Source organism: Actinokineospora sp., assembly GCF_050699995.1.
Classification (GTDB): Bacteria; Actinomycetota; Actinomycetes; order Mycobacteriales; family Pseudonocardiaceae; genus Actinokineospora.
The window spans coordinates 15,716-35,868 of record NZ_JBOHGC010000461.1 but is presented as its reverse complement, the minus strand read 5'-3'; the positions used below and the strand labels follow the sequence as shown (position 1 = coordinate 35,868).

Annotated in this window: 21 protein-coding genes; 5 read left to right on the top strand and 16 right to left on the bottom strand. The window is 68.7% G+C overall.

Features of this window, described 5'->3' with window-relative positions; translation table 11 throughout:
• Positions 1 to 54 precede the first annotated feature (54 nt).
• Entirely contained in the window at positions 55 to 567 is a 513-nt protein-coding gene (locus tag ACRDSQ_RS22885; RefSeq protein WP_431423914.1) for an ATP-binding protein, read from the top strand.
• 167 nt (positions 568 to 734) lie between these two features.
• Positions 735 to 992, top strand: a complete 258-nt coding sequence (locus ACRDSQ_RS22880) for a hypothetical protein (protein WP_431423913.1) — start codon at positions 735 to 737, stop codon at positions 990 to 992.
• On the opposite strand, the gene ACRDSQ_RS22875 is transcribed toward ACRDSQ_RS22880, so the two are convergent.
• The 12 genes from ACRDSQ_RS22875 to ACRDSQ_RS22820 all read right to left on the bottom strand — a co-directional run bounded on the left by ACRDSQ_RS22875 (position 989) and on the right by ACRDSQ_RS22820 (position 13,297).
• Complete coding sequence (locus ACRDSQ_RS22875) at positions 989 to 2,992, bottom strand: EAL domain-containing protein (RefSeq protein WP_431423911.1); 2,004 nt, start codon at positions 2,990 to 2,992, stop codon at positions 989 to 991. The two genes, ACRDSQ_RS22880 and ACRDSQ_RS22875, sit on opposite strands and share 4 nt — an antisense overlap.
• 133 nt (positions 2,993 to 3,125) lie before the next feature.
• Positions 3,126 to 3,947 (bottom strand): SAM-dependent methyltransferase, encoded by an 822-nt coding sequence (locus ACRDSQ_RS22870; protein ID WP_431423910.1) that lies wholly within the window; start codon positions 3,945 to 3,947, stop codon positions 3,126 to 3,128.
• A gap of 90 nt (positions 3,948 to 4,037) precedes the next feature.
• Positions 4,038 to 4,922 (bottom strand): alpha/beta hydrolase, encoded by an 885-nt coding sequence (locus tag ACRDSQ_RS22865; RefSeq protein ID WP_431423908.1) that lies wholly within the window; start codon positions 4,920 to 4,922, stop codon positions 4,038 to 4,040.
• The gene (pucD, locus tag ACRDSQ_RS22860) at positions 4,919 to 7,195 is read right to left on the bottom strand and encodes a xanthine dehydrogenase subunit D (RefSeq protein ID WP_431423906.1); all 2,277 of its coding nucleotides are present in this window, start codon (positions 7,193 to 7,195) and stop codon (positions 4,919 to 4,921) included. The genes ACRDSQ_RS22865 and pucD overlap by 4 nt, the downstream gene beginning before the upstream one ends.
• Positions 7,192 to 8,556, bottom strand: coding sequence for an 8-oxoguanine deaminase (locus tag ACRDSQ_RS22855; protein WP_431423905.1), 1,365 nt, complete (start codon positions 8,554 to 8,556; stop codon positions 7,192 to 7,194). The genes pucD and ACRDSQ_RS22855 overlap by 4 nt, the downstream gene beginning before the upstream one ends.
• Positions 8,553 to 9,026, bottom strand: a complete 474-nt coding sequence (locus ACRDSQ_RS22850; protein WP_431423903.1) for a (2Fe-2S)-binding protein — start codon at positions 9,024 to 9,026, stop codon at positions 8,553 to 8,555. Before ACRDSQ_RS22850 ends, ACRDSQ_RS22855 begins: the two co-directional genes overlap by 4 nt.
• Positions 9,023 to 9,895 (bottom strand): FAD binding domain-containing protein, encoded by an 873-nt coding sequence (locus ACRDSQ_RS22845; RefSeq protein ID WP_431423902.1) that lies wholly within the window; start codon positions 9,893 to 9,895, stop codon positions 9,023 to 9,025. Before ACRDSQ_RS22845 ends, ACRDSQ_RS22850 begins: the two co-directional genes overlap by 4 nt.
• Positions 9,896 to 9,908: 13 nt before the next feature.
• Positions 9,909 to 10,769: a factor-independent urate hydroxylase gene (gene pucL, locus ACRDSQ_RS22840; protein ID WP_431423900.1), complete on the bottom strand. Its 861-nt coding sequence runs from the start codon at positions 10,767 to 10,769 to the stop codon at positions 9,909 to 9,911.
• Entirely contained in the window at positions 10,769 to 11,083 is a 315-nt protein-coding gene (uraH, locus tag ACRDSQ_RS22835) for a hydroxyisourate hydrolase (protein WP_431423899.1), read from the bottom strand. The genes pucL and uraH overlap by 1 nt, the downstream gene beginning before the upstream one ends.
• Positions 11,080 to 11,592 carry a 2-oxo-4-hydroxy-4-carboxy-5-ureidoimidazoline decarboxylase gene (gene uraD, locus ACRDSQ_RS22830; protein ID WP_431423897.1) on the bottom strand — a complete coding sequence of 171 codons (513 nt, stop codon included), beginning with the start codon at positions 11,590 to 11,592 and terminating at the stop codon, positions 11,080 to 11,082. Before uraD ends, uraH begins: the two co-directional genes overlap by 4 nt.
• A gap of 98 nt (positions 11,593 to 11,690) precedes the next feature.
• Positions 11,691 to 12,161 (bottom strand): flavoprotein, encoded by a 471-nt coding sequence (locus ACRDSQ_RS22825; protein ID WP_431423896.1) that lies wholly within the window; start codon positions 12,159 to 12,161, stop codon positions 11,691 to 11,693.
• Complete coding sequence (locus tag ACRDSQ_RS22820) at positions 12,158 to 13,297, bottom strand: helix-turn-helix transcriptional regulator (RefSeq protein ID WP_431423894.1); 1,140 nt, start codon at positions 13,295 to 13,297, stop codon at positions 12,158 to 12,160. Before ACRDSQ_RS22820 ends, ACRDSQ_RS22825 begins: the two co-directional genes overlap by 4 nt.
• A gap of 137 nt (positions 13,298 to 13,434) precedes the next feature.
• On the opposite strand from ACRDSQ_RS22820, the gene ACRDSQ_RS22815 reads away from it, so the two are divergent.
• A complete protein-coding gene (locus ACRDSQ_RS22815) occupies positions 13,435 to 13,686 on the top strand; it encodes an AMED_5909 family protein (protein ID WP_431423893.1) in 252 nt (83 codons plus the stop codon).
• A gap of 137 nt (positions 13,687 to 13,823) precedes the next feature.
• Here ACRDSQ_RS22815 and ACRDSQ_RS22810 read toward each other — a convergent pair whose 3' ends face one another.
• The 3 genes from ACRDSQ_RS22810 to ACRDSQ_RS22800 form a co-directional block, all read right to left on the bottom strand.
• The gene (locus ACRDSQ_RS22810) at positions 13,824 to 14,489 is read right to left on the bottom strand and encodes a TetR/AcrR family transcriptional regulator (RefSeq protein WP_431423892.1); all 666 of its coding nucleotides are present in this window, start codon (positions 14,487 to 14,489) and stop codon (positions 13,824 to 13,826) included.
• 114 nt (positions 14,490 to 14,603) lie between these two features.
• On the bottom strand, positions 14,604 to 15,560 hold the full coding sequence (locus ACRDSQ_RS22805; protein WP_431423891.1) for an oxygenase MpaB family protein: 957 nt from the start codon (positions 15,558 to 15,560) through the stop codon (positions 14,604 to 14,606).
• A 52-nt stretch (positions 15,561 to 15,612) separates the two neighbouring features.
• The gene (locus ACRDSQ_RS22800; RefSeq protein WP_431423890.1) at positions 15,613 to 17,334 is read right to left on the bottom strand and encodes an acyl-CoA dehydrogenase; all 1,722 of its coding nucleotides are present in this window, start codon (positions 17,332 to 17,334) and stop codon (positions 15,613 to 15,615) included.
• A 350-nt stretch (positions 17,335 to 17,684) separates the two neighbouring features.
• On the opposite strand from ACRDSQ_RS22800, the gene ACRDSQ_RS22795 reads away from it, so the two are divergent.
• On the top strand, positions 17,685 to 17,987 hold the full coding sequence (locus tag ACRDSQ_RS22795) for a hypothetical protein (RefSeq protein WP_431423889.1): 303 nt from the start codon (positions 17,685 to 17,687) through the stop codon (positions 17,985 to 17,987).
• 181 nt (positions 17,988 to 18,168) lie between these two features.
• On the top strand, positions 18,169 to 19,311 hold the full coding sequence (locus tag ACRDSQ_RS22790; RefSeq protein WP_431423888.1) for a DUF222 domain-containing protein: 1,143 nt from the start codon (positions 18,169 to 18,171) through the stop codon (positions 19,309 to 19,311).
• Here the strand turns inward: ACRDSQ_RS22790 and ACRDSQ_RS22785 are convergent.
• A complete protein-coding gene (locus ACRDSQ_RS22785; protein WP_431423886.1) occupies positions 19,279 to 19,785 on the bottom strand; it encodes a beta-class carbonic anhydrase in 507 nt (168 codons plus the stop codon). The genes ACRDSQ_RS22790 and ACRDSQ_RS22785 overlap by 33 nt on opposite strands.
• Between the last annotated feature and the right edge of the window lie 368 nt (positions 19,786 to 20,153).

The window sequence follows — 20,153 nt, the reverse complement described above, 5'->3', positions numbered from 1 at the left end:
ACCCGATCGTGGCACCATCTTGCGCACGCGTGGGCGGCACCTGAGGGAGATCGGATGAGCGACCGGACCGAACAGGTCGATGACCTCCAGTTAGTCGCCCTGCCCAGTGCGATCGGCTGTGCCGAGATGTTCGTCCGGTTCTCGCTGACCGAGTGGGCGCTGCGCGACATGCGTGACGTCGCCGCTGAGGCGGCCAGGGTGGTCATGACCGCTGTGGTGGACTCGGTCAACCCCGCTGCCCCCGGGATGATGACCGCGCGGGTGCGACTGTCCGGCGCCGACCTGATCTTCGAGGTCGAGTCGCCGCGGCCGGTGCCGACGCCCGCCATTGCCGGTGTGGCCCGGGCGGGGACCACCCAGATCGACCACGGCCGCTACATCGTCTGGTTCGCCCTCGCCCTGCCCAGCGGCATGAACGCCTCGGCGGTGCCGCTGCCGCGACGCCAGCGCAAGGCCTCGCAGGCCGCTCGGGCCGCCGTGCCCGACGAGCCGATGACGACCGACCCGGACGTCATGCGGCGGATCTTGTTCGGCCTCAACGGCTCCCCTGACCAGCGTCGGCCGTAGGTATCTGGGGGCCGAAAGTCCCCTCTTAAAAGTGTGTCGACGCAATCTGGTCACGCTTTGTAACGTCAGCGGGGTGACGATCCGATGCAACCTCATGAGGGGGTCACGCATCTAACACCTCAACAGCGACGAATACGAAGTAACCCACAGACCGGGGGGAACCCGAAATGTCCGAGCCACACGAACTGAGTCATCGCACCATCGCGGTGCTGCGAGCCGTCGCGGCGGGTCGCGCGCAGATCAGCTGCGGTCGCGAACCCGACCTCTACATCGACGGCGTCCCCTTCTGCGACCAGTTCAGCGCCCACACGCTGACCCACGACGGCTACATCGCCGCGGGCACCGGCCGCTTCGGCCAGCTCGTCGCCGCCACGCTGACCGCCGCGGGCATCCGTGCCCTGGAGTCGGTGGCCGTCGCCGCCTAGGCGACGACGTCGTCCACCGTGTCGGGCTCGCCGAAGTGCGCGCCCACCGCCAGGTCCGCGCCCGCCCGCTTCCACCAGTCGGCCTGTTCGGCGGTGTCCACTCCGGGCACCAGCACGTCGCGGCCGGACTCGCGGACCATCGGCAGCAGCTCCAGCACCGACCGCACGAACATCGACTTGGGGTCCGGCGCCGTCCCGATCCGCTGGACGACCCGGTCGCCCAGTCGCACGGCGTGCACCGGGTAGTCCTCCAGGCAGGCGATGTCGCCGGGCGTCTGGCCGAACCCGGTCAGCACGATCCGCACCCCGAGGTCGGTCAGCACCGACACGTTGTCGTCGGCCTGCGGGTCGGCCAGCGCGGAGACCGGGACACCCAGGTCGAGCCGCTCCAGCGCGCCGCCCTGGCGCACGGTGCCCACGAGGTCCTGGTCGGCTGCCTGCTCGTCGGTCAGCTCCAGGTACAGCCGAGGGGCGAGCTCGGCGGTCCGCTCGCACGCCACGCCGAGCGCCCACTGGTCGACCGGGACGCTGAGCCCGGTGTCGCGCAGCAACTCGCGGCAGCGGTCGTGGCCGAGGCGCCCGTGGACCGGGCTGTCCCAGCACAGCAGCGCCTGCACAGCCACCGTCGTGCCGTTCTCCAACTCCACGACCGGCCGGAACTCCACATCGAGTTCGCCGCTCTCCCACGCGCCCGGGATGGACGCGGTGAGCCGGAAGCGCTCCCGGGCGGCGAGGTCGTCGGCCTCGACCAGACCCCACTGCCTGCGGCCGGACGCCTTCAGTCTGCGCAACGTGATGTCGGTGGCGCGCAACAGCTCCGCGGGCTCGGTGCCCGAGCGTGGTGAGCGCAGCACGGCGATCGACGCCGTCACCGCGACTCCTTCACCGTCCACATAGGTCGGTTCGGCCAGCGTCTCGTTGATGTCGCCGGCCACCGCGGCCACGTCGTGCCGACCCGGTGTCAGCATCGCGAACTCGTCGCCGCCGATGCGGGCGAGGGCACCCTCGCGCTCCTCGGCGATCAGCATGAGCCTGCCCGCGATGGCGCTGAGCAGCTTGTCGCCCGCGTGCCTGCCTATTCCGTTGTTCACCACGCCGAACTCGTCGAGTCCTATGTGGAACAGCGACACGTCGGCCGTGCTGCCCATCGACTCCTCGAGCCTGCCCTCGAACGCCTGCCGGTTGGCCAGCCCGGTGAGCATGTCGCGGGTGCCCTGGGTGCTGAGCCGGTGTTCGATCAGGTGCAGGTCGGAGATGTCCTCCACCATGGTCACGTGGTGGTCCGGCTTGCCGTCCCCATCGCGCAGCAGCGTCACCGCGACCCGGACCCACGCGGTGTCGCCGTCCGCGCGGAGGAACTGGGTGCGTTCCCGCACCGTGTCGCACTCGCCCGCGCGGAGTTCGGCGTAGCGCTCACGCAGGAAGTCGGCCTCGTCCGGGTGAAACAGGTCATCGAGGCGCTTGCGGAACAGCGTGCCCTTGCGATAGCCGAGCATCTCTTCGAGCGCCTCGTTGGCGCGCGCGACGCCCCCGCCGAGGTCGCTGATCAGCATGCCCACCGCGGCGGTGGCGAACACGCCCTGGAAGCGCGCCTCGCTGGCCTGCAGGTCGCGTTCGACGTTCTCCCTGGCCCGCACCAAAGCGTGCCGGATGTCCTCCTGCTCGGAGAACAGCCGGTCACGCGTGGCGGCGGTGAATCCCGCCGCCACCGACGCGAGCGCGGGGAATACGTCAGCCGCGGCCACACCCTCCACTTCGGACAGACCGGTGCCCAGCACGTCGATCGTGGTGCGGATACAGCCCGCCTTGTTGAACCCGGCCGCGACCAGGTCCTGGCCGATCTCCACCGCCGGAGCCAGGTCGGCACCGGGGCGCACGCAGGCCGCGAGACGGGCGACGAGGTCGCCCAAGTCACGCTCGATGTCGTCGCGCGAGCGCGAGACATACACGACCTGGTTCAACGCAGCGGCCCATCTCTTGGCCAGCTCAGCACGGTCCACGGTGACCGTCCGGGTGGCGGATCATCGGTGTCCTTCTCGACTGCTTACTGAAAGATATGCGCCGAAGAGCTACCACTCTGCACCCAATCGGGTACATCGCGCTACTCAGACCCACGCATAGCGGGCATTCCGCTCAGCCGTTCGAGTGACCCACCGGCTTCTGGGCGACACCCGCATACAGATTCGAGCGTTCGGCGTCCGCCGTGTCCTCCGGCCGCTCGGGCCGCCACTCTGGGGTGAGGACCAGGCCGGGCTCGACCAGGTCGAAGCCGTCGAACATCCGGGTGATCTCCGCGTGGGTACGCGGGAAGATCGGGTCCTGGCTGTTCTTGAACACCTCGACCGCACCCGCCATGCCCGCGGGCGCGTGATCCCACGTGAACGCCGAGAGCGCCAGGTAGCTGCCGGGGGCTACCTCGTCGCGGTAGCGGGCGGCGAGCGCCCACGGGTCGTCACCGTCCGGGACGAACTGGACGACCCCGACCATGAGCAGGCCGAGCGGCTTGTCCAGGTCGAGCAGCTCGCGGGTGCGCGGGTGCTGCAGGATCTTGTCCGGGTCGCGCATGTCGGCCTGCAGGACGGCGGCGTTCTTGTTGCCCTCCAGCAGCAGTTCGCTGTGCGCGACCGCGACCGGCTCGTAGTCGACGTAGACGACGCGGGCTTCCGGGTCGACGTCGTGCGCGACCTCATGCACGTTGCCGACCGTCGGGATGCCTGATCCCAGGTCCAGGAACTGCGTGATGCCCTGGTCGAGCAGGAACAGGACGGCGCGGCGCAGGAAGGCCCGGTTGAGCCTGGCCATGTCGCGGGCGGGCACCTTGGTCACCAGCATCTCGGCCAGGGCGCGGTCGCCGGGGAAGTTGTGGCCACCGCCGAGCAGGTAGTCATACACCCGCGCGGCGCTGGGCAGTTCGGTGTTGACACCCTCGGGCACCCAGCTTGCCGTGTCAGTCACGATCCACCTCGGGATTAGGGAAATGGTCTGGGCCAGACTAACGACAACCCGTGTCGCCGATCGGGTCATCCTTATGCAGTTGATCTTCACCTAGAGTGATGTCGCAGGCAAGCTTTCGCGCAGGAAAAGAGCGGTCTCCTCGACGGCCTTCTTGACGTGCGGCTCGACGTCGTAGAGGTCCACGTGCCGTTCGCAGTCGAGCCACACCGCACGCTTGGCACCCGTCGCCCGTTCGTAAAGCCGCTCGGCGAGTTCCGGCGCACAGTAGTCGTCGATCTTCCCGTGCACGACGAGCAGCGGGGTCGCCGCGAGCAGGTCTGCCGCGCTCAGCGCGTCGAACGTCATCAGCGAGTGCAGCGATCCCCGGGTGACCTCGTTGCTCCAGTGCTCAGCGGCGGAGCGTTCGGTGCCGTAGTAGGAGTACGGCTCCTCCCCCGCCATCGCCGCCTCGCCGCCGTCCGGGGCGACCGCCGGGATCAGGTCGTCGTAGCCCGAGAGGAACACCCCCAGGGCGGCGCGATAGGCGTCGATGCCCATCCGCTCGGCGAAGTACGCGGGGCTGTTGTAGGCGCCCGCGATCCCGGCGACGGCCTTGACCCGCGGGTCGGTCGCGGCGGCCCGCATGACGTAGCCGCCGCCGAGGCAGACCCCGACCAGCCCGATCCGGTGCGCGTCGATCTCCGGCCGGGCCGCGAGCAGGCTCACCGCGGCCCGGAGGTCGGCCAGCTTCCCCTGGGTGTCCTCATGTCCGTGCCTGCCGCCGCTCTCCCCGAAGCCGCGGTGGTCGAACGCGAGCGTGGCGAACCCGGCCTCGGCGAGCTTCTCCGCGTAGTGGCCGACGACCTGTTCCTTGACCCCGGTGAACGGCCCGCTCAGCGCCACCGCCGCGTGCGGGCCCTCGGCGTCGGGAGTGCGCAGCTCACCGACGATGATCACGCCGTCGGACCAGAACTCAAGCCGTTCGGTGACACTCATGCCGTTTCCTCGGTCTCGGTGATGTGTTCGGGCCGCACGGGCACCCGGGTCAGCGCTTTCCCTGTCGCCGCCCGGATCGCCGCGACGATCGCGGGCGTCGAGGAGATGGTCGGGGGCTCGCCGATGCCGCGCAAGCCGTAGGGCGCGTGCGGGTCGGCCAGTTCCAGGACGTCGAGCGGCATCGGCGGCATGTCGAGCATGGTCGGGATCAGGTAGTCGGTGAACGACGGGTTGCGGACCTTGCCGGCCACGACCTGGATCTCCTCCATCACCGCCAGCCCGAGCCCCTGCGCGGATCCGCCTTGGATCTGCCCTTCCACAGCCTGTGGGTTCATCGCCTTGCCGACGTCCTGCGCGCAGGCGAGTTCGACGACCCGGACCAGGCCCAGCTCGACGTCGACGTCCACGACGGCCCGGTGCGCGGCGAAGGCGTACTGCACGTGCGCGTTGCCCTGCCCGTGCGCGTCGAGCGGCTCAGTGGGCCGGTGCCGCCATTCGACGGTGTGCTCGATGACCTTGTCCCCGAGCAGGTCGACGATATCGGCGACGACGGCGTCATCGGTGACGACCTTGCCGTCCTCCAGCCGCGCCTGCGGGTTCTCCGCCAGCTCCAGCACCTCCGCGCGGACCTTCTCGCACGCGGCTCGCACGGCGCCGCCGGTCACGTAGCTCTGCCGGGACGCCGAACTGGAGCCCGCGCTGCCGATGTTCGTGTCGGCGGGCAGGACCGTCACCTGGACCACACCGAGTTCGGTGCGCGCGATCTGCGCCTGCAGGGTCACCAGTCCCTGGCCGACCTCGGCAGCCGCGGTGTGCACGGAGACGACGGGCTCACCCGCGACGACCTCCAGCCGGACCCGGGCGGTCGAGTAGTCGTCGAACCCTTCGGAGAAGCCGACATTCTTGATCCCGACCCCGTAGCCGACGCCGCGCACGACCCCTTCGCCGTGCGTCGTGTTCGAGACCCCGCCAGGCATCTCGCGCAGGTCGTCGGCGGCGGGCGGCGGCATCGGCTTGTCCCGCACCAGCTTCAGCAGCTGCTCGACCGGGGCCGCGGAGTCGATCACCTGTCCGGTCGGCATCCGTGAGCCCTCGTGGACCGCGTTGCGCAGGCGCAGCTCCACCGGGTCCATGCCCAATTTCTCCGCGAGAAGGTCCATTTGGGACTCGTAGGCGAAACAGGCCTGCACCGCGCCGAATCCGCGCATCGCACCGCACGGCGGGTTGTTGGTGTAGACGCCGTACGCGTCCATGTGGACGGACTCGACCTCGTAGGGCCCGACGCCAAGCGTGGCAGCGTTCGCCACGACCGCGGTGGTGCTCGACGCGTACGCGCCGCCGTCGAGGACGATCCGGGCCCGCACGTAGACGAGGTCGCCCGCCTCGGTGGCGCCGTGCTCATAGCGCAGCCGCGCCGGGTGCCGGTGAACGTGGCCGAAGAAGGACTCCTCACGCCCGTAGACCATCTTGACCGGCTTTCCGGTGTGCAGCGCCAGCATGCAGGCGTGGACCTGCATGGACAGGTCCTCCCTGGCCCCGAACGCGCCACCGACGCCCGCGAGGGTGAGCCGCACCTTCTCCGGGGGCAGCCGCAGCGCCTCCGCGATCTGCCTCTGGTCGACGTGCAGCCACTGGGTGGCCACGTAGAGGTCGACCCCGCCGTCCTCGGCCGGGACCGCGAGACCGGACTCCGGGCCGAGGAAAGCCTGGTCCTGCATGCCGACGCTGTACTCGCCGGTGACGACGACCGGAGCCGTCGGTTCCGGGTCGCCGCTGCGGATGCGCACGTGCCGCACGCAGTTGCCGGTCTCGTTGTCCGGGTGCAGCGCCGTCGCGTCGGGCCGCAGTGCGTGGTCCATGTCGGTGACCGGCTCGAACACCTGGTACTCGACCTCGATCGCCGCGACCGCCCGCCGGGCCGTCTCCGGGTGGTCGGCCGCCACGATCGCGACCGGCTCCCCCTGGTACCGCACGACGTCGTCGGCGAGGATCGGCTGGTCGGCGTGCTCCAGCCCGTACCGCTTGCGGCCCTTCACATCGGACTGGGTCAGCACCGCGTGCACGCCGGGGATCCGCAGTGCGCCGCCGACGCCGATGAGCTTGATCCGGGCGAACGGGTGCGGGCTGCGCAGGGTCGCGCCCCACAGCATCTCGTCGGCCCACAGGTCCGACGAGTAAGCGAACTCGCCCTTCACCTTCAGCGCGCCGTCCGGCCGGGCCGGGCTCTGGCCGACGCCGCCTTCGGTGCGGGTGCGTTCGGAGGACCGGGTCATCGCAGCATCCCCGCCTTGCGGGCCAGTTTGACGCTCGCGGCGTTCAGGTCGCGGGCCACGTCGGCTTCGGTGACCAGGCAGGACTCGTCGTCCTCGATCACCGCGTTGCCACCGGTCAGCAGCAGCGCCAGGGGCGGCAGCGAGCCGAACACCAGCGCCGCGACCGGGTCGGCGATGCCCGCGTGTTCCACGCCGGTCATCCGCCACAGGGCGATGTCGGCGAGCTTGCCGGGTTCGAGCGAGCCGAGTTCCCGTTGTCTGCCAAGGCAGGCGGCCCCGCCCATGGTGGCCAGCCACAGCGCGCGCCGGGCGTCGAAGGAAGCGGCGCCATCGCGGAGCCGAGCCAGATACATGGCCTGCCGGAGCTCGCCGCCGAGTCCACCGTCCTCATTGGACGCCGCGCCGTCCGCGCCGAGTCCGACGGGGACACCGGCGGCCAGCATGTCGGCCACCCGCGCGATTCCGGCGCCCAGCCGTGCGTTGGACGTCGGGCAGTGCGCCACGCCGGTCCGGCTCTCACCGAGGGTGCGGATGGCGCCGTCGGAGAGGTGCACACCGTGGGCGAGCCACACGTCCGGGCCGGTCCAGCCGAGGCGTTCGGCGTACTGGACCGGGGTGCAGCCGAACTCGGAGAGGCACTGCTTCTCCTCTTCGAGGGTCTCGGCGAGGTGGGTGTGCATCCGCACGCCCGCGGCCCGGGCGAGTTCGGCGGCGCCGGTCATCAGGTCGGCGCTCACCGAGAACGGCGAGCAGGGGCCGACGGCGACCCGGACGAACGAGCCGGGCGACGGGTCGTGCCAGCGTGAGATCGCCTCCCCGGTGCCGTCGAGCGCGGCGGCGGTGTCCTCGACGAGAGAGTCCGGCGGTAGGCCGCCGGTGGAGGTGCCGCGGTCCATCGACCCGCGCACCGCGTGCAGGCGGATGCCGACCTCGCCCGCGGCGTGGACGGTCGCACCGAGCAGGTCGCCCGCGTCGCGCGGGAAGACGTAGTGGTGGTCGGCGGCGGTGGTGCATCCGGTGCGCGCCAAGCGAACCAGGCCCGCGGTCGCCGCGGCGGCGGTCGTGTCCTCGTCGATGCCAGCCCACACGGGGTAGAGGCGCACGAGCCAGTCGAACAGGTCCGACTGCTGGGCGAGGCCGCGGGTGGCCCACTGGTACAGGTGGTGGTGGGTGTTGACGAAGCCGGGGGTCGCCAGGCAGCCGCGGCCGTCGACCCGGCGGTCGGCGGGCAGGTAATCCGGGGCCGGGCCCGGGCCGACGGACTCGATCAGCCCGCCGTTGACCACCACATGTCCGTCGGTGTACTCCGTGCCCGCCGCGTCCACCGTGGCCACCGCGGCGCCTTCGATGACGGTCCTCACGAGGCACCCTCCATCCGGGACGCCGCGAGGCGCACCGCGTCGAGGATCTTCTCGTATCCGGTGCAGCGGCACAGGTTTCCGGCCAGGGACTCGCGGATCTCGGCGTCGGTCGGCTTGGGGACCCGGCGGACCAGGTCGTGCGTGGCGACGATCAGACCCGGTGTGCAGAACCCGCACTGCACGGCCCCGGTCTCGACGAACGCCTCCTGGACGGGGTCGAGCCGGTCGCCGTCGGCGAGCCCTTCGACCGTGTGCACCTCGCGTCCCTCGGCCTGGCCCGCGGCGACCAGGCACGCGCACACCGCGACGTCGTCGAGGAACACCGTGCAGGAGCCGCATTCCCCTTGCTCGCAGGCGTTCTTGGAGCCTGGCAGGCCCATCCGCTCACGCAGCACGTAGAGCAGGCTCTCGCCTTCCCAGACGTCGTCGGCGACTTTCTCCTCGCCGTTGACCCGCACCGTCACCCTCATGTAGACCAGCTCCCAGTCCGGTAGTCCGCCCAGGCCCACGCCAACGTCCGCCGGGCCAGCACGCTCAGCGCGTGCCGCCGGTACGCCGCGGTGCCCCGCACATCGTCGATCGGGTTGGCCGCTTCACCCACCAGCTCACCGAAGCGGCGCAAAGTGCTGTCGGGCAACGGTTCCCGCGAGTCCCACAGCCCGTCGATCTCGGTCTCGGCGAAGGCCTCCGCCTCCGGCGCCCGCAGCGGTGTCGGCCCCGCCGAGCCGATGCCGGTGCCGACGGAACGCTTGCCCGCGTTCAGCGCGAGGCCGAACGAGCAGACGGCGATCACCATGGCGTTGCGGGTGCCGACCTTCGCGAACTGCTGCGGGCCGGAGGCGACCGGAACCCTTATGGCGACGATGAGTTCGTCCGGTTCGAGCACCGACTTCTTGGGACCGATGAAGAAGTCCGCGGCGGGGATGCGCCTGGACCCGCGAGAGGAGGCGACGTCGACCTCAGCCGCGCACGCCAGCAGCGGCGGGTGCGCGTCACCGGCGGGCGACGCGGCGCCGAGGTTGCCGCCGACCGTGCCCCGGTTGCGAATCTGCGGCGAGCCGACGGTGCGCGACGCCATCGCCAGGCCGGGGAGCTTGTCGCCCAGCTCGGTGATGATCCGGTTGTACGGCACGCCCGCGCCCAGCCGCACCACATGGTCGTCGAGGTCCCATTGGGCCAGTTCGGCCACGCCACCGAGGTCCAGCAGCGCGTCGGGCCTGCGGAGGTCGAAGTTCAGCTCCACCATCACATCGGTGCCGCCGGCGATCGGCACCGCCGCCGGGTTCGCCGCCTTGGCCTCGAGTGCCTCGGCTAGGGTCGTCGGTCGCAAGAAGTCCATTGTGGAATATCCCCTACCACCAAGCCAGGCCCGCGTCGGGCGCGTCGGAACGACGGACGGTGCCTTCGATCAGGCCATAGGGGCGGTCGGCGGCATGGAACACCTCTCCCGGGTTGTCCAGTCCGAACGGTGCGAGATCCACGAGGAAGTGGTGTTTGTTCGGCAGCGCGAGGCGAACCTCGACGAGGTCGTCGTCGCCTTCGAGGACCCGCTCGCCCATCGCGTGCAGTGTCTGCTGCAGCGAAAGGCTGTGGGTGTCGGCGAAGGCGGTCAGCAGCCGGTCCCTGGCTCCCGCAAAGGCTTGCGCCCAGTCCCGGTCGGTGGCGGCGTGCCGCCAGTTCGCGGTGACGGCGGTGGCCAGGATTCGGTCGTGGGTCTCGGGAAGCGTGGTGTACCGGTCGCGGGGGAAGCCGTGGAACTCCGAGCCGGTCGTGTTGAGGACCACCAGATCCGCCACCCCGGACACCACCCAGGCGGATTCGCCGTCGCAGGTGGCGGTGGTGGTCCGTGTCCCCGCGCCGCGGGCGAAGGAATGCCCGGTCGCGGCGATGCGGTCCCAGGAGTACTGCTCGATCCGCACGCGGGCTTTCTTGATCTCCGGCGCGGTCGTCACGAAATGCCGGACCAGGCGAAGCGCGAAGTCCTCGATCTCGCCGACACCGTCGCGGGCGAAGGCGTAGACGGTGTTCTTCTGCGTGTCCGTGGGCAGAACGCCGCTGTTGTCGCCGGTCAGGTGGGTCGCGGCGAGGTCGCCCGCGAGGGTGGTGGTGACGTTGAGGTCCGTGATCGCGTGGGTGTCGCCGTCGCGGTCGACCCGGACCAAGCGCGTCTCGGCCTTGCCGTACTGGTTGTCCCCCAGTTCGAAGGTCCCCATCAGCTCCCCCGGTAGGTCGAGTAGCCGTAACCGCTGATCAGCAAGGGCACGTGGTGGTGTCCGTCGTCGCGGACCATGAACGCCACCACCACCTCCGAATAGAACGCGGCCGGACCAAGGTACTCGCCCGTGTCGAAAATCAGCCGGTTCTCGCCCGGATTCGCCGTCCAGCCGGAGATCCGGCCGTCTTCGTCGGTGTGGGCGGCGGCGACCTCGCACCACTCGCCGTCGCGGCGCTCGTCGTGGCGCACAGGCACACCCGCCGCAGGCTTCCCGCGCGCGGTGTCTAGGACGTGGGTGGAAAGCGTCGTCATGCGCCTGCCAGTTTCCGCAGTCGCAACGCCGCGATCTTGCACAGCTCCACTCGCACCTCTTCGCGCTCGACGGCCACGTCGTTACGGACCCGGCGCAGAACCTCGGCGAGGATGGTGTCGGCGGACAGCCCGGTCGCGCAGATGAGGAAGACGTGCCCGAAGCGGTCCTCGTAGTCCACATTCGCCTGGTTGAGCTCGTCACCGGCACCAGAGGCCGCGGCCTGCTCGTCCCGGGACCACCCGGCCTCACGGCTTTCGCCGGTCGCCCGGTCGCCGATGCGCGGGTGGGCGTCGAGGGCCTCCCGGAGATCCGCCCACCCGAGCGCGCGAAAGACCCGGTCGGAGCGCTCGACGAGCTGATTCACGTCCCGATAGGGCCGCCCCACCACCATTTCCCCAGCCCAGCGCCGCGACGAACAACACACCGACAGGTCATCGAGGGCACCCGCCGGGTCGGCGTCATTGAATCTCCACAGGAACGAGTCGCCGGGCACCCTGCCAGTAGACACCGCTGGCGCACACCCGGCCACCGACGGAGCGGAATTTTGTCCGATTCCGGTCCAAGTGAGATCAAACTCGGGATCTCGTCACTGTCCGGTTGCATTCGCTAACGGTCGAGGGCTTCGAGCACGGGTGTCCATGAGGACCGGATGGCCTCGTTCGGGAGGACCTCGACTCCCCAGCTCTCCAGTGATCGCAGGCTCCGCCCGAAGGCCGGGTGCGCCGCCAGGGTCGGCTTCGCATACGGGCAGGCGACCGTCCGGACTCCCAACCCGATCGACTCGTTGAGAACGCCGAGCGCGAAGGAGTCGCTGATGCCTGCCGCCCACTTGTTGATCGTGTTGAACGTGGCCGGGGCCGCGATGATCGCGTCCGCGAGCGGCCACTCGACGGCCCGAAAGTCGTGCCGTAGTGGATTTCCCGCGTGGCGGCTGAGGGTGCCGACGTCAAGCCAGGACGCGGCGGTTGGCGTGGCCGCCAGGCAAACGTTCCATCCGCTGTCGTGGAGGGAATCGATCAGCGTGCCGACGTGGAGTGCGGGCGGCGCGGCGGAAACCACGACGTAGGCCACCTTCATCGCACGACCTCCGCGCGACGGGCCAGCGCACGCAATCCTGGCGTGGTTCCACGCCGTTCGCGGCCGAGCAAGGTGACCAGGACCGCGCGTGTCCCTGCGTTGCGCGACACCGACTGACTCGCGACTCGTTCCGCCTCCAGCAGATGCAGCACGGCGACGGCGTCGTTGCCATGGTCCGCTTCGGCCCGCGCGAGATCGAGATGGACCTGCGAACGACGGCCCAGCAGGGCCGACGGCAGACGGTCGGTGTTGATTTCCTCGCCCAGACGGTGTGCCGATGCCGTGTCGCCGAGCGCGGTCGCCACCGAGAGCTGATGAATCGCCACATTCGTCGGGCCGAAGGCCGTCCAGGCGTGGTTGGCGTCCCCGCCGAGCTGGTTCGCGAGGGTCTGCGCCTCGATCAGTCGGCGGCGGGCCGCGACGGAATCCCCTTGCCTCGCCGCGAGCACGGCGAGCAGCAGCACCAACGCGCCTCGCGCCGAGAGTGCGTCGCAGTCTTCCTTGTCCGACAACGGTTCTATGGCCAACGCGGCACATTCCTCGGCAGCATCCCGATGGCCGCCTTTCAGCAGCGCACACGCCACCTGGTACTGGGCCACGCCCATGAGGGCGTCTCGCTCACTGTCCATCGCGGACCGAACCGCCCGGTCCGCCGCCACCCACGCGAGGGCGGAATCACCGATCTTCGTGGCGAGCTTGGCGGCGACGACGTATGCGGAGGCGGACTCGATCGGCGTGTCGAGTCCGGTGATCAGCGAGGGAAGAACACTTGCCGTGGCTTCGTACTCGGCTTGCTGATACAAACGGTGGACTTCGTCGACGGACGGCAGCTCCTGAACGCACATCTGATTCGCGCCGCCGAACATCGCCCGACGAAGCCCGTCGAGGAGTGGGTGGTCCCGCTGCTCGGGTGGGTGATCTTTCAGGTCGACGAAGGACGCGAGCATCCCGGCAAGCTCATCGGCCGTGATGCCCAGCGCGCTCGCGAGGCGGGGACGAATCCACGGCTGGGGCTCGATCGTGGTCGTCTCCCAGCGCACGACGGTTGACCGTTCGACGCCCAACCGCTGAGCCAGCGTCTCCTGGCTTAGCCCGACCACCTTCCTTGCACAAGCAAGCCGCACGCGCTTCGGCATCCCACTCCTCCCGACGACTCGCCGTCCGTCCACGGTAGCTGAGAGTTGCTGGTCAGGTTGGCTTTGCGCCATTACTGCGCCATCGCTGCGCCCATGGTGCTGTGGTTCGCCGTGATCACCAGCGGTTGAGTCAAGGCATGCCACGTCCGACGATGCCGAAAACGCTTTCGCAGACTCACGAGCTAGTCATGCGGTTCCGGCCCGCCTACACCGCTTCGCCCGCCGAGTGGAAGGCGTTCCGCGAGAAAGCCGCCCGTCTCTACACCGAGATCGCCGACATCGACCGTCATCACCATCATGAGGCGATGGCGTGGGCCACTTCAGAACGGGAGAAGGCGGCGGAGATCGGGCGCGCGATGCGCGAGGTTCGTGTTATCGAATCAAACTGACGCTGTTGTAGGCCGCCGTCTCGCGCCTGCGCTGGTTTCCAGGATGGGGTGAGTCCAACGGGAAAGGGCTTGGTCCGATCGCCGGGTGGTGTCGCGTCCGCGCGGGCTGTGGACGGCTTCCCATGGAAGATGGCGACTTAACTTTCGGCGTCGGTCTGGGGTACGGGCCTGGCGATGGTGGCGATGAACGCGTTGGCGAACTGGGACAGCCGGTCGCTGGTGTAGATCTCGGGGTCGGTGACGGCCAGCCTGCCGAGCATCTCGGCGAAGGAGAGCATGGTCTGGGCGAGTAGCGCCGGATCAAGCCCCGCGAGGCGTGGTTCCAGGCTGATTCCAGCCCTGGCAAGGGTCTCGGCCTCGGCGAGTATGCCCGCACGGGAGATGCGCAAATCCTCGCGGTACTCGCGCGGGGCGCTTTCGGGCATAGCGAGGATCAGTCGCCAGCGGGTGGGATTCTCCAACACAATCCGCACGAACGCCGAGACGGTGGCGGCGTAGGCGGCCGTCGGGCCGAGGTCGCGCAAGTCCGTGGGCATGGTCTCGCGCACCTGCTTGATCGCATCCTCGCGCTCACGGGTCAGGAGGGCGGCCACCAGGTCGGAACGGGTGCGGAACACTGTGTAAAGCACCGGCTTTCCCACGCCGGCGGCGCGTGCGACGGCCTCCATGCTGAGCTCGTGCAGCTCATCCCGGGCGAGGACCTCGAACGCCGCGTCGAGCAGCTGCGCGCGGCGACGCTCCGGTGGCAGGCGCGGCGCGTACCGCCGACGCGGTCTGCTGTCCTGGTCGTTCGAGATCGTCACCGTGACCGCTCCTCCATTGTCGCCCTGAGAGTTGGAGCCTGCGCCATCACCTCTCGCACAAGACCCGTCACCTCCGTGTGCTCACTCGACCCAGCTCAACCGACGGCGGGCAGGCTACCGTCCCGCGTTCCCGCCGCCGCCGTAGAGTTCGCGGGCCCGCGCGGGCGTGATTGTCTCGGCGTTCACCGGTGGTGGGCCGGTGTGGTTCTGGTCGAACACCTCGTGAGTCATCGGGAGTATCTTCTTGAGCACGACCAGCGGGGCCTTCGACCTGTTCATGGCGCGCATGGCCAACCGGGTCGCGGGGATCGCGGCCAGGTCGACCGCGGCGGGTTGGTCGAAGGCGCCGAGTCGTCGCATCCACCGGGGCAGCGACGCGATCGTGGCAGGCGCGATGATCCGGCTCATCGCCCACAGCGAGCCCCTTCCCCGGCGATAAGGGGTACGCAGCAGGTAGTGCATGGCCTCATTGGCCCGTTCGGACGTACACAACCTTGGCCGGACCTCAGCGAAGTAGTCGCGCACCTGCTCGCGGGAGCGTGGAACGTCGGCGGGTTTGCAGGTTTGCAGTTCGGCGGCGATCGCCGATTCGGCCCAGTACCGTGCCTCCTCGTCGGGAGTGAGCGGACCTGGGCCGTACATCTCGTAACACTTGAGGACCGAATGCCACCCGGTGACATGGATCCACAGTTGCGAGGCGGGATTGTTGGCGCTGTACCGCTGCCCACTGATCGGCTCGATGCCGGTGGCCTTGGCGTGCACCCGCATCAGCATCTCGGAGGTCTCGATCGCGGCGCGCCCGTCCCCGACGGCCGCGATCAGGAAATACGACAGGGTGCCGTCGAGGCGCCCGCGCGGGTCCAGGTAGATCCCGCCCGCGTCGGCGACGGCAGCGGTCAGGAACGGATCGAAGTGTTCGAGCGTGACCGAACGCTGAAACCCGATCAACGCGGTCATGTTGGTCCACACCTTCCAGGTCGGTGAGCCGGGACCGAAGAACCCGTAGTCCTCGCGGCGGCGGGTCGGGTCGTACGGCCAGCCACCGCGGGCGATGGCGTGCGCCTCGCTCATGATGTCCTCCTGCGAAGTGGGGTCGAAGTTGTCCCCTCCAGAACCGAGGCGGTCATGGCGTCATCTCATAGGCGCCGGACAGGTCCACCACCTGCTGCCAGACCCGCCCCGAGCGCGCCGGGTCGAGGGCGGGGCGGCGGATGGAGCCCGTCGCCCACTGCGCCTGCGCGTCGGTGGCTGTCGCCTTTCCGAACAAATCGACCGCGCCCGCGGAGAAGTCGCGGACAAGCGTCTCGAAGATCTGGTCCAGCAGGTCGCCATCGAGGCTGGTGAGCTGCGCCTGTTCGAGAATCAGGCCGCCGTACACGACCAGGGTGAACAGCTCGCCCAGCGCCAGTTGCAGATCCATGTCCGAGACCTGCCCGCCGCCGGAGCCGATCAGGGTCGCCAGTGCCTCGGCCTGCTCGGTGAAGACCGCGACGTTGGGCACCCCGGCGTGGGCGCGGTAGACGGCCCGCCAGTCGTGGAAGCGCACCTTGCCCAGCCCTCGAGCGGGCCCCTGGCGGAACAGGAACTCGTCGTCGGCGGCATCGTCGCGCGTCGGCACGGGTGCGAATTCCTGCGGCTCAAGGAGGTACGCGGGCATGAACTTCAAGATCAGTGCGAGGTTGACCGCGACGGTGCCCTCAAGCTTCGGCAGCCCGTCCACGTCGACTTTGGCGATCGGCAGGAAGGTGTCGTTCTCGAATCCCTTCGCCGCCACGATGTCGGACAGCAACCCGGTCACTCGCTGCGCCTCGGTGGTGACCTTCATCTTCGTCACCGGGTTGAACAGCAGATACCGGCGGTCCTGATCGTCGGCGGAGCGGAAGTAGTCCACCGCCCGGTCGGAGAACAGTCGCATCGCGATCAGCCGCGCATAGGCGTCGACGAACCCGCGGCGCACGTGCGGGAAGTCGGTCACCGGGTTTCCGAACAGGATCCTGTTGTGCGCGTGCGTGATCGCCTCGTACAACGCGTGGGTGCATAGGCCGATGCCGCCGAAGCACAGGTTGAACTTGCCGATGTTGACGGTGTTCAGCGCGGCGCTGAACGCTTCCACTCCGATGTGCAGGATGTCGTGCTCACCCACCGGGTAGTCCTCGAGTGCGAACTCCGCGACGTACATCTGCGAGGGGACGACGTTCTTGACCACCCGATAGTTCGGATGCGTGCTGTCGGCGAGGAAGAACACGTACGCGTCGGGGCCGTCGACCCCGGCAATGCGTCCGAACACCGACACGATCCGCGCGCAGTTGCCGTTGCCGATGTAGTACTTCTCGCCGGTGGCGATGTATCCGCCGTCGCCGGTCGGGGTGAGCACCATGTCGGTGGAGTAGATGTCGGCACCGTGCTCGCGTTCGGACAAACCGAACGCCGCGACCGCGCCGCCGTCGAGCAACGCCGCCGCTCGTGCCCGCGCCTGGCCGTTGTCGCTCTGCCACACCGGGCCCAGCCCCAGCACCGTGACCTGCCACGGATACCAGTAGTTCAGGCCATAGAAGCCGAGAATCTCCGACAGCGCCGCCACCCGCGAGGTGTCCCACCGCTTGTCCGCGGAGTCTCCCGCGTCCGCCGCCGGGGTCAGCAGCGTCGCGAACAGGTTCTCCTTCGCCGCGAAATCGAGGAAGTCCTGATAGAACACCTTGCCGTGGTAGTCCGCGACCAGTCTCTGCTTGCCGCGCCCCTCGAACCAGTCGATCGTCGCCCGCAACAGCCGACGCGTCGCGGCATCGAACCGATTGCTCACCTCCCGAGCCGGGTCCAGCAACAGCTCCTTGGACACCCTGGTCATCTGCCTGCCTCTCCTCGGGACAACCCACCGCGCACGCCGCGGTCAGCGTCATCGACGCCGCCACAGTCACGAATACAACGCCACCGTAACAACGACGGCAGCTGAATACAACAGCAGCGTAGGATTTGCGAATCGTCCTAGGCCTGACAAGCGCGGATGCCAAGCCCCCTGTGTTTAGCCGTGACGAGCGGACCGACGCTCCGGACGTTCATCCCGCCCGGTCATTCCGGACTGACGCCAGGGTGCGGGACGTCCTGAGAACAGGGGACCACGCTCGCCAAATGACACGACGGCGACCGGCCTTCTCAGCGACAATCCCACGACGCCGCCGCCGATCGAGGAGACCCGCCATGAGCCAGACCCACACGACCACTCTGTGGCGTCCGACCGGCCCGGCGGAACTCGACCTCGTCCGGCAGTCCGACTGGCGCAGGTGGCCGCCCAGGCTCCCCGAACAGCCGATCTTCTACCCGGTTCTCGACGAGGACTACGCGATCAAGATCGCGAAGGAGTGGAACGTTCCGCACCACGGAGTCGGCTACGTGACCCGGTTCGAGGTCGACACCGAGTTCCTGGGCCGGTATCCCGTCCAACGGGCGGGCGGGCGGACCATCGTCGAACTCTGGGTTCCCGCCGAAGACCTCAACAAGTAACGACCACATCGTCGGCCAGATCGAGTTGGTCCATGAGTTCCGGTAGGCGCTCAGGCTGCCCGCCTCCGAAGCGGTGGGCGGCCTCCGAGCACTGAGCCTGTCCAGATGCTCGCTGGACACGATCGGGCGATCATGGTGCGACCTGCGGAAACCGGGCCTTTCGGTCAGTACAATCGAACATATGTTCATGGTCGATGGTGTCGCGGAGATGAGCGACGCGGACGTGTTGGACCTGCTGCGCGAGTTGGAGCGCGAGCAGGCCGCTCTCGACGCCGTGCGAGTCCGCGCGCTGGCGCGGATGGCGGCGTTGCGCCCGGACCGAGACGCCGGTGGGCATCGGTTCGCCGGCGCCGAGGTCGGCGCGGCGCTGGCGTGGACCCCAGCTCACGCCGCCGCCCGCGTCGCCACCGCCACCCGGCTGATGACCGTTTTTCCGTGCACGGTGGACGCCTTGGCCGCCGGCCGTGTCGACCTGGCGCGGGCGCGAGCGTTGGCCGAGATCACCGCGACGCTGTCCGATGAGCACGCCCGGCAGGTCGAGACGTGGATCCTGGACCGCGCCGAACACAAGACCATCGAGGGATGGCGCACAGCCCTGCGCGCGAAGAAGGACCGCGTCGATCCCGACGGCGCCGACCGCCGCCGCGAGCAACGCCGCCGCGAGCGGCGAGTGAACTTCCATGTCGCTGAGGACGGCATGGCCCACCTCGACGTCTACGACACCGGTGAACGACTGCGCGCTGTGTATCTCATGGTGGACAAGCTGGCCCGCACCAGACGCGCCCAGGGCGCCACCGACCGGCTCGACGCACTACGCGCCGACACTCTGCACGACCTTGTCGTCAACGGCAACGGGCGCGGGATCACCGTCGAACTACAGGTGGCCGTTCCGTTCACCGTGCTGCTGGGCGCGAACACCGGCGGAACCCTCGCCGGATACGGCACGGTCACCACCACCGCGATCAACGAGCTGATCAGCGGACATGACACCACCTGGCGGCGGATCATCAAGGCTGCCTCTGCCGCTTGCACCACACACTCAAAGACCAACCCGGCTGGCAACTCAAACAAACACGGCCAGGCCTGTTCGTCTGGACCACCCCGACACACGAGGAACACACCGTCGAGCAGGACCCGCTTGTGGACTATGGAATCCCGCACCCCAGACGGCCCGACCAACACCACCCGACGGACACGGCGGAACCGGCGCCCTTCTGACCATTGGGCAGGCCCTCTGAGACCGGGCAGGGCACTCACAAGACCACCTAGATCACGCAGCGGCGGGACACGGTCAGTGCGACGCCTGCGCGTGATGGTTCCTTGACCGGGCGATGAACTTGAGACCGCGCGTGTCGACGTCGAAGACGAAGCCGAAGATATCGGCCTTGTGCGGCACGAACGGATTGGCCTCGATTCTCGCGATCGACTGACGGACATCCTCCTCCACATCGTCGAATCCATCGGTCGACCATTCCGGCCGAAAGCCCGCACTCCGTTCGAGGTCGAGCCGCATCGCTGCTTCGTCGAACTTGTACATCCCACATTTGGTGTGATGAACAAGAACGATGTAGCACGTTTCCAGATACAGCTGACTGATGACCAGCGATCGAATCACATCGTCGGTGACGACGCCACCGGCATTGCGAATGACATGGGCGTCGCCGACATCGAGGTCGAGAATTCGATAGATGTCCATGCGGGCGTCCATACAGGCGATCACCGCAAGCCTTCTATCGGGTTCGCCAGACCGTTCGGCAGACAACGCACCGTACGAAACCAGTGTTTCCATGATGGTCATGGCAACCTCCGTGACAACGCCCGCACAGACCCCTCAGCGACCTCAGCCACAGGAGTCTCGAATCGCGTTGATTCCCAGGATCACCATTTCTTCGTCAGCGTATTCGAGCATTGCAACCACACCTCCAGCTCGAAATCCTCGGATTGACACAGGTGATCGTAGGCCGCGTCCTTCTCCGTGCCCAGCCGCGCGTTGACGACCCACACGATGTGGCAGCAGGTTCCCTCAATCAGTGCGGCCGACCATAGCGATCAGTCAGCGCCCGGTTCTGCGACGTGATTTGTGAGTGTCCCCGCAACACGGAAGAAGTCGCCCGGTCGATGAAATCGGCCGGAATCCGACACAAAATGACAAGGGGCTGCCCGCCG

Excerpts from the sequence above, each read along its gene's own strand:
- pucD (WP_431423906.1), bottom strand. The coding sequence starts at position 7,195 with ATGACCCGGTCCTCCGAACGCACCCGCACCGAAGGCGGCGTCGGCCAG.
- ACRDSQ_RS22880 (WP_431423913.1), top strand. The coding sequence starts at position 735 with ATGTCCGAGCCACACGAACTGAGTCATCGCACCATCGCGGTGCTGCGA.
- uraH (WP_431423899.1), bottom strand. The coding sequence starts at position 11,083 with ATGACGACGCTTTCCACCCACGTCCTAGACACCGCGCGCGGGAAGCCT.
- ACRDSQ_RS22865 (WP_431423908.1), bottom strand. The coding sequence starts at position 4,922 with ATGAGTGTCACCGAACGGCTTGAGTTCTGGTCCGACGGCGTGATCATC.
- ACRDSQ_RS22785 (WP_431423886.1), bottom strand. The coding sequence starts at position 19,785 with ATGACCATCATGGAAACACTGGTTTCGTACGGTGCGTTGTCTGCCGAA.
- ACRDSQ_RS22805 (WP_431423891.1), bottom strand. The coding sequence starts at position 15,560 with ATGAGCGAGGCGCACGCCATCGCCCGCGGTGGCTGGCCGTACGACCCG.
- ACRDSQ_RS22845 (WP_431423902.1), bottom strand. The coding sequence starts at position 9,895 with ATGGACTTCTTGCGACCGACGACCCTAGCCGAGGCACTCGAGGCCAAG.
- ACRDSQ_RS22885 (WP_431423914.1), top strand. The coding sequence starts at position 55 with ATGAGCGACCGGACCGAACAGGTCGATGACCTCCAGTTAGTCGCCCTG.
- ACRDSQ_RS22800 (WP_431423890.1), bottom strand. The coding sequence starts at position 17,334 with ATGACCAGGGTGTCCAAGGAGCTGTTGCTGGACCCGGCTCGGGAGGTG.
- pucL (WP_431423900.1), bottom strand. The coding sequence starts at position 10,769 with ATGGGGACCTTCGAACTGGGGGACAACCAGTACGGCAAGGCCGAGACG.
- ACRDSQ_RS22825 (WP_431423896.1), bottom strand. The coding sequence starts at position 12,161 with ATGAAGGTGGCCTACGTCGTGGTTTCCGCCGCGCCGCCCGCACTCCAC.
- ACRDSQ_RS22815 (WP_431423893.1), top strand. The coding sequence starts at position 13,435 with ATGCCACGTCCGACGATGCCGAAAACGCTTTCGCAGACTCACGAGCTA.
- ACRDSQ_RS22795 (WP_431423889.1), top strand. The coding sequence starts at position 17,685 with ATGAGCCAGACCCACACGACCACTCTGTGGCGTCCGACCGGCCCGGCG.
- ACRDSQ_RS22820 (WP_431423894.1), bottom strand. The coding sequence starts at position 13,297 with ATGCCGAAGCGCGTGCGGCTTGCTTGTGCAAGGAAGGTGGTCGGGCTA.
- ACRDSQ_RS22850 (WP_431423903.1), bottom strand. The coding sequence starts at position 9,026 with ATGAGGGTGACGGTGCGGGTCAACGGCGAGGAGAAAGTCGCCGACGAC.
- ACRDSQ_RS22790 (WP_431423888.1), top strand. The coding sequence starts at position 18,169 with ATGTTCATGGTCGATGGTGTCGCGGAGATGAGCGACGCGGACGTGTTG.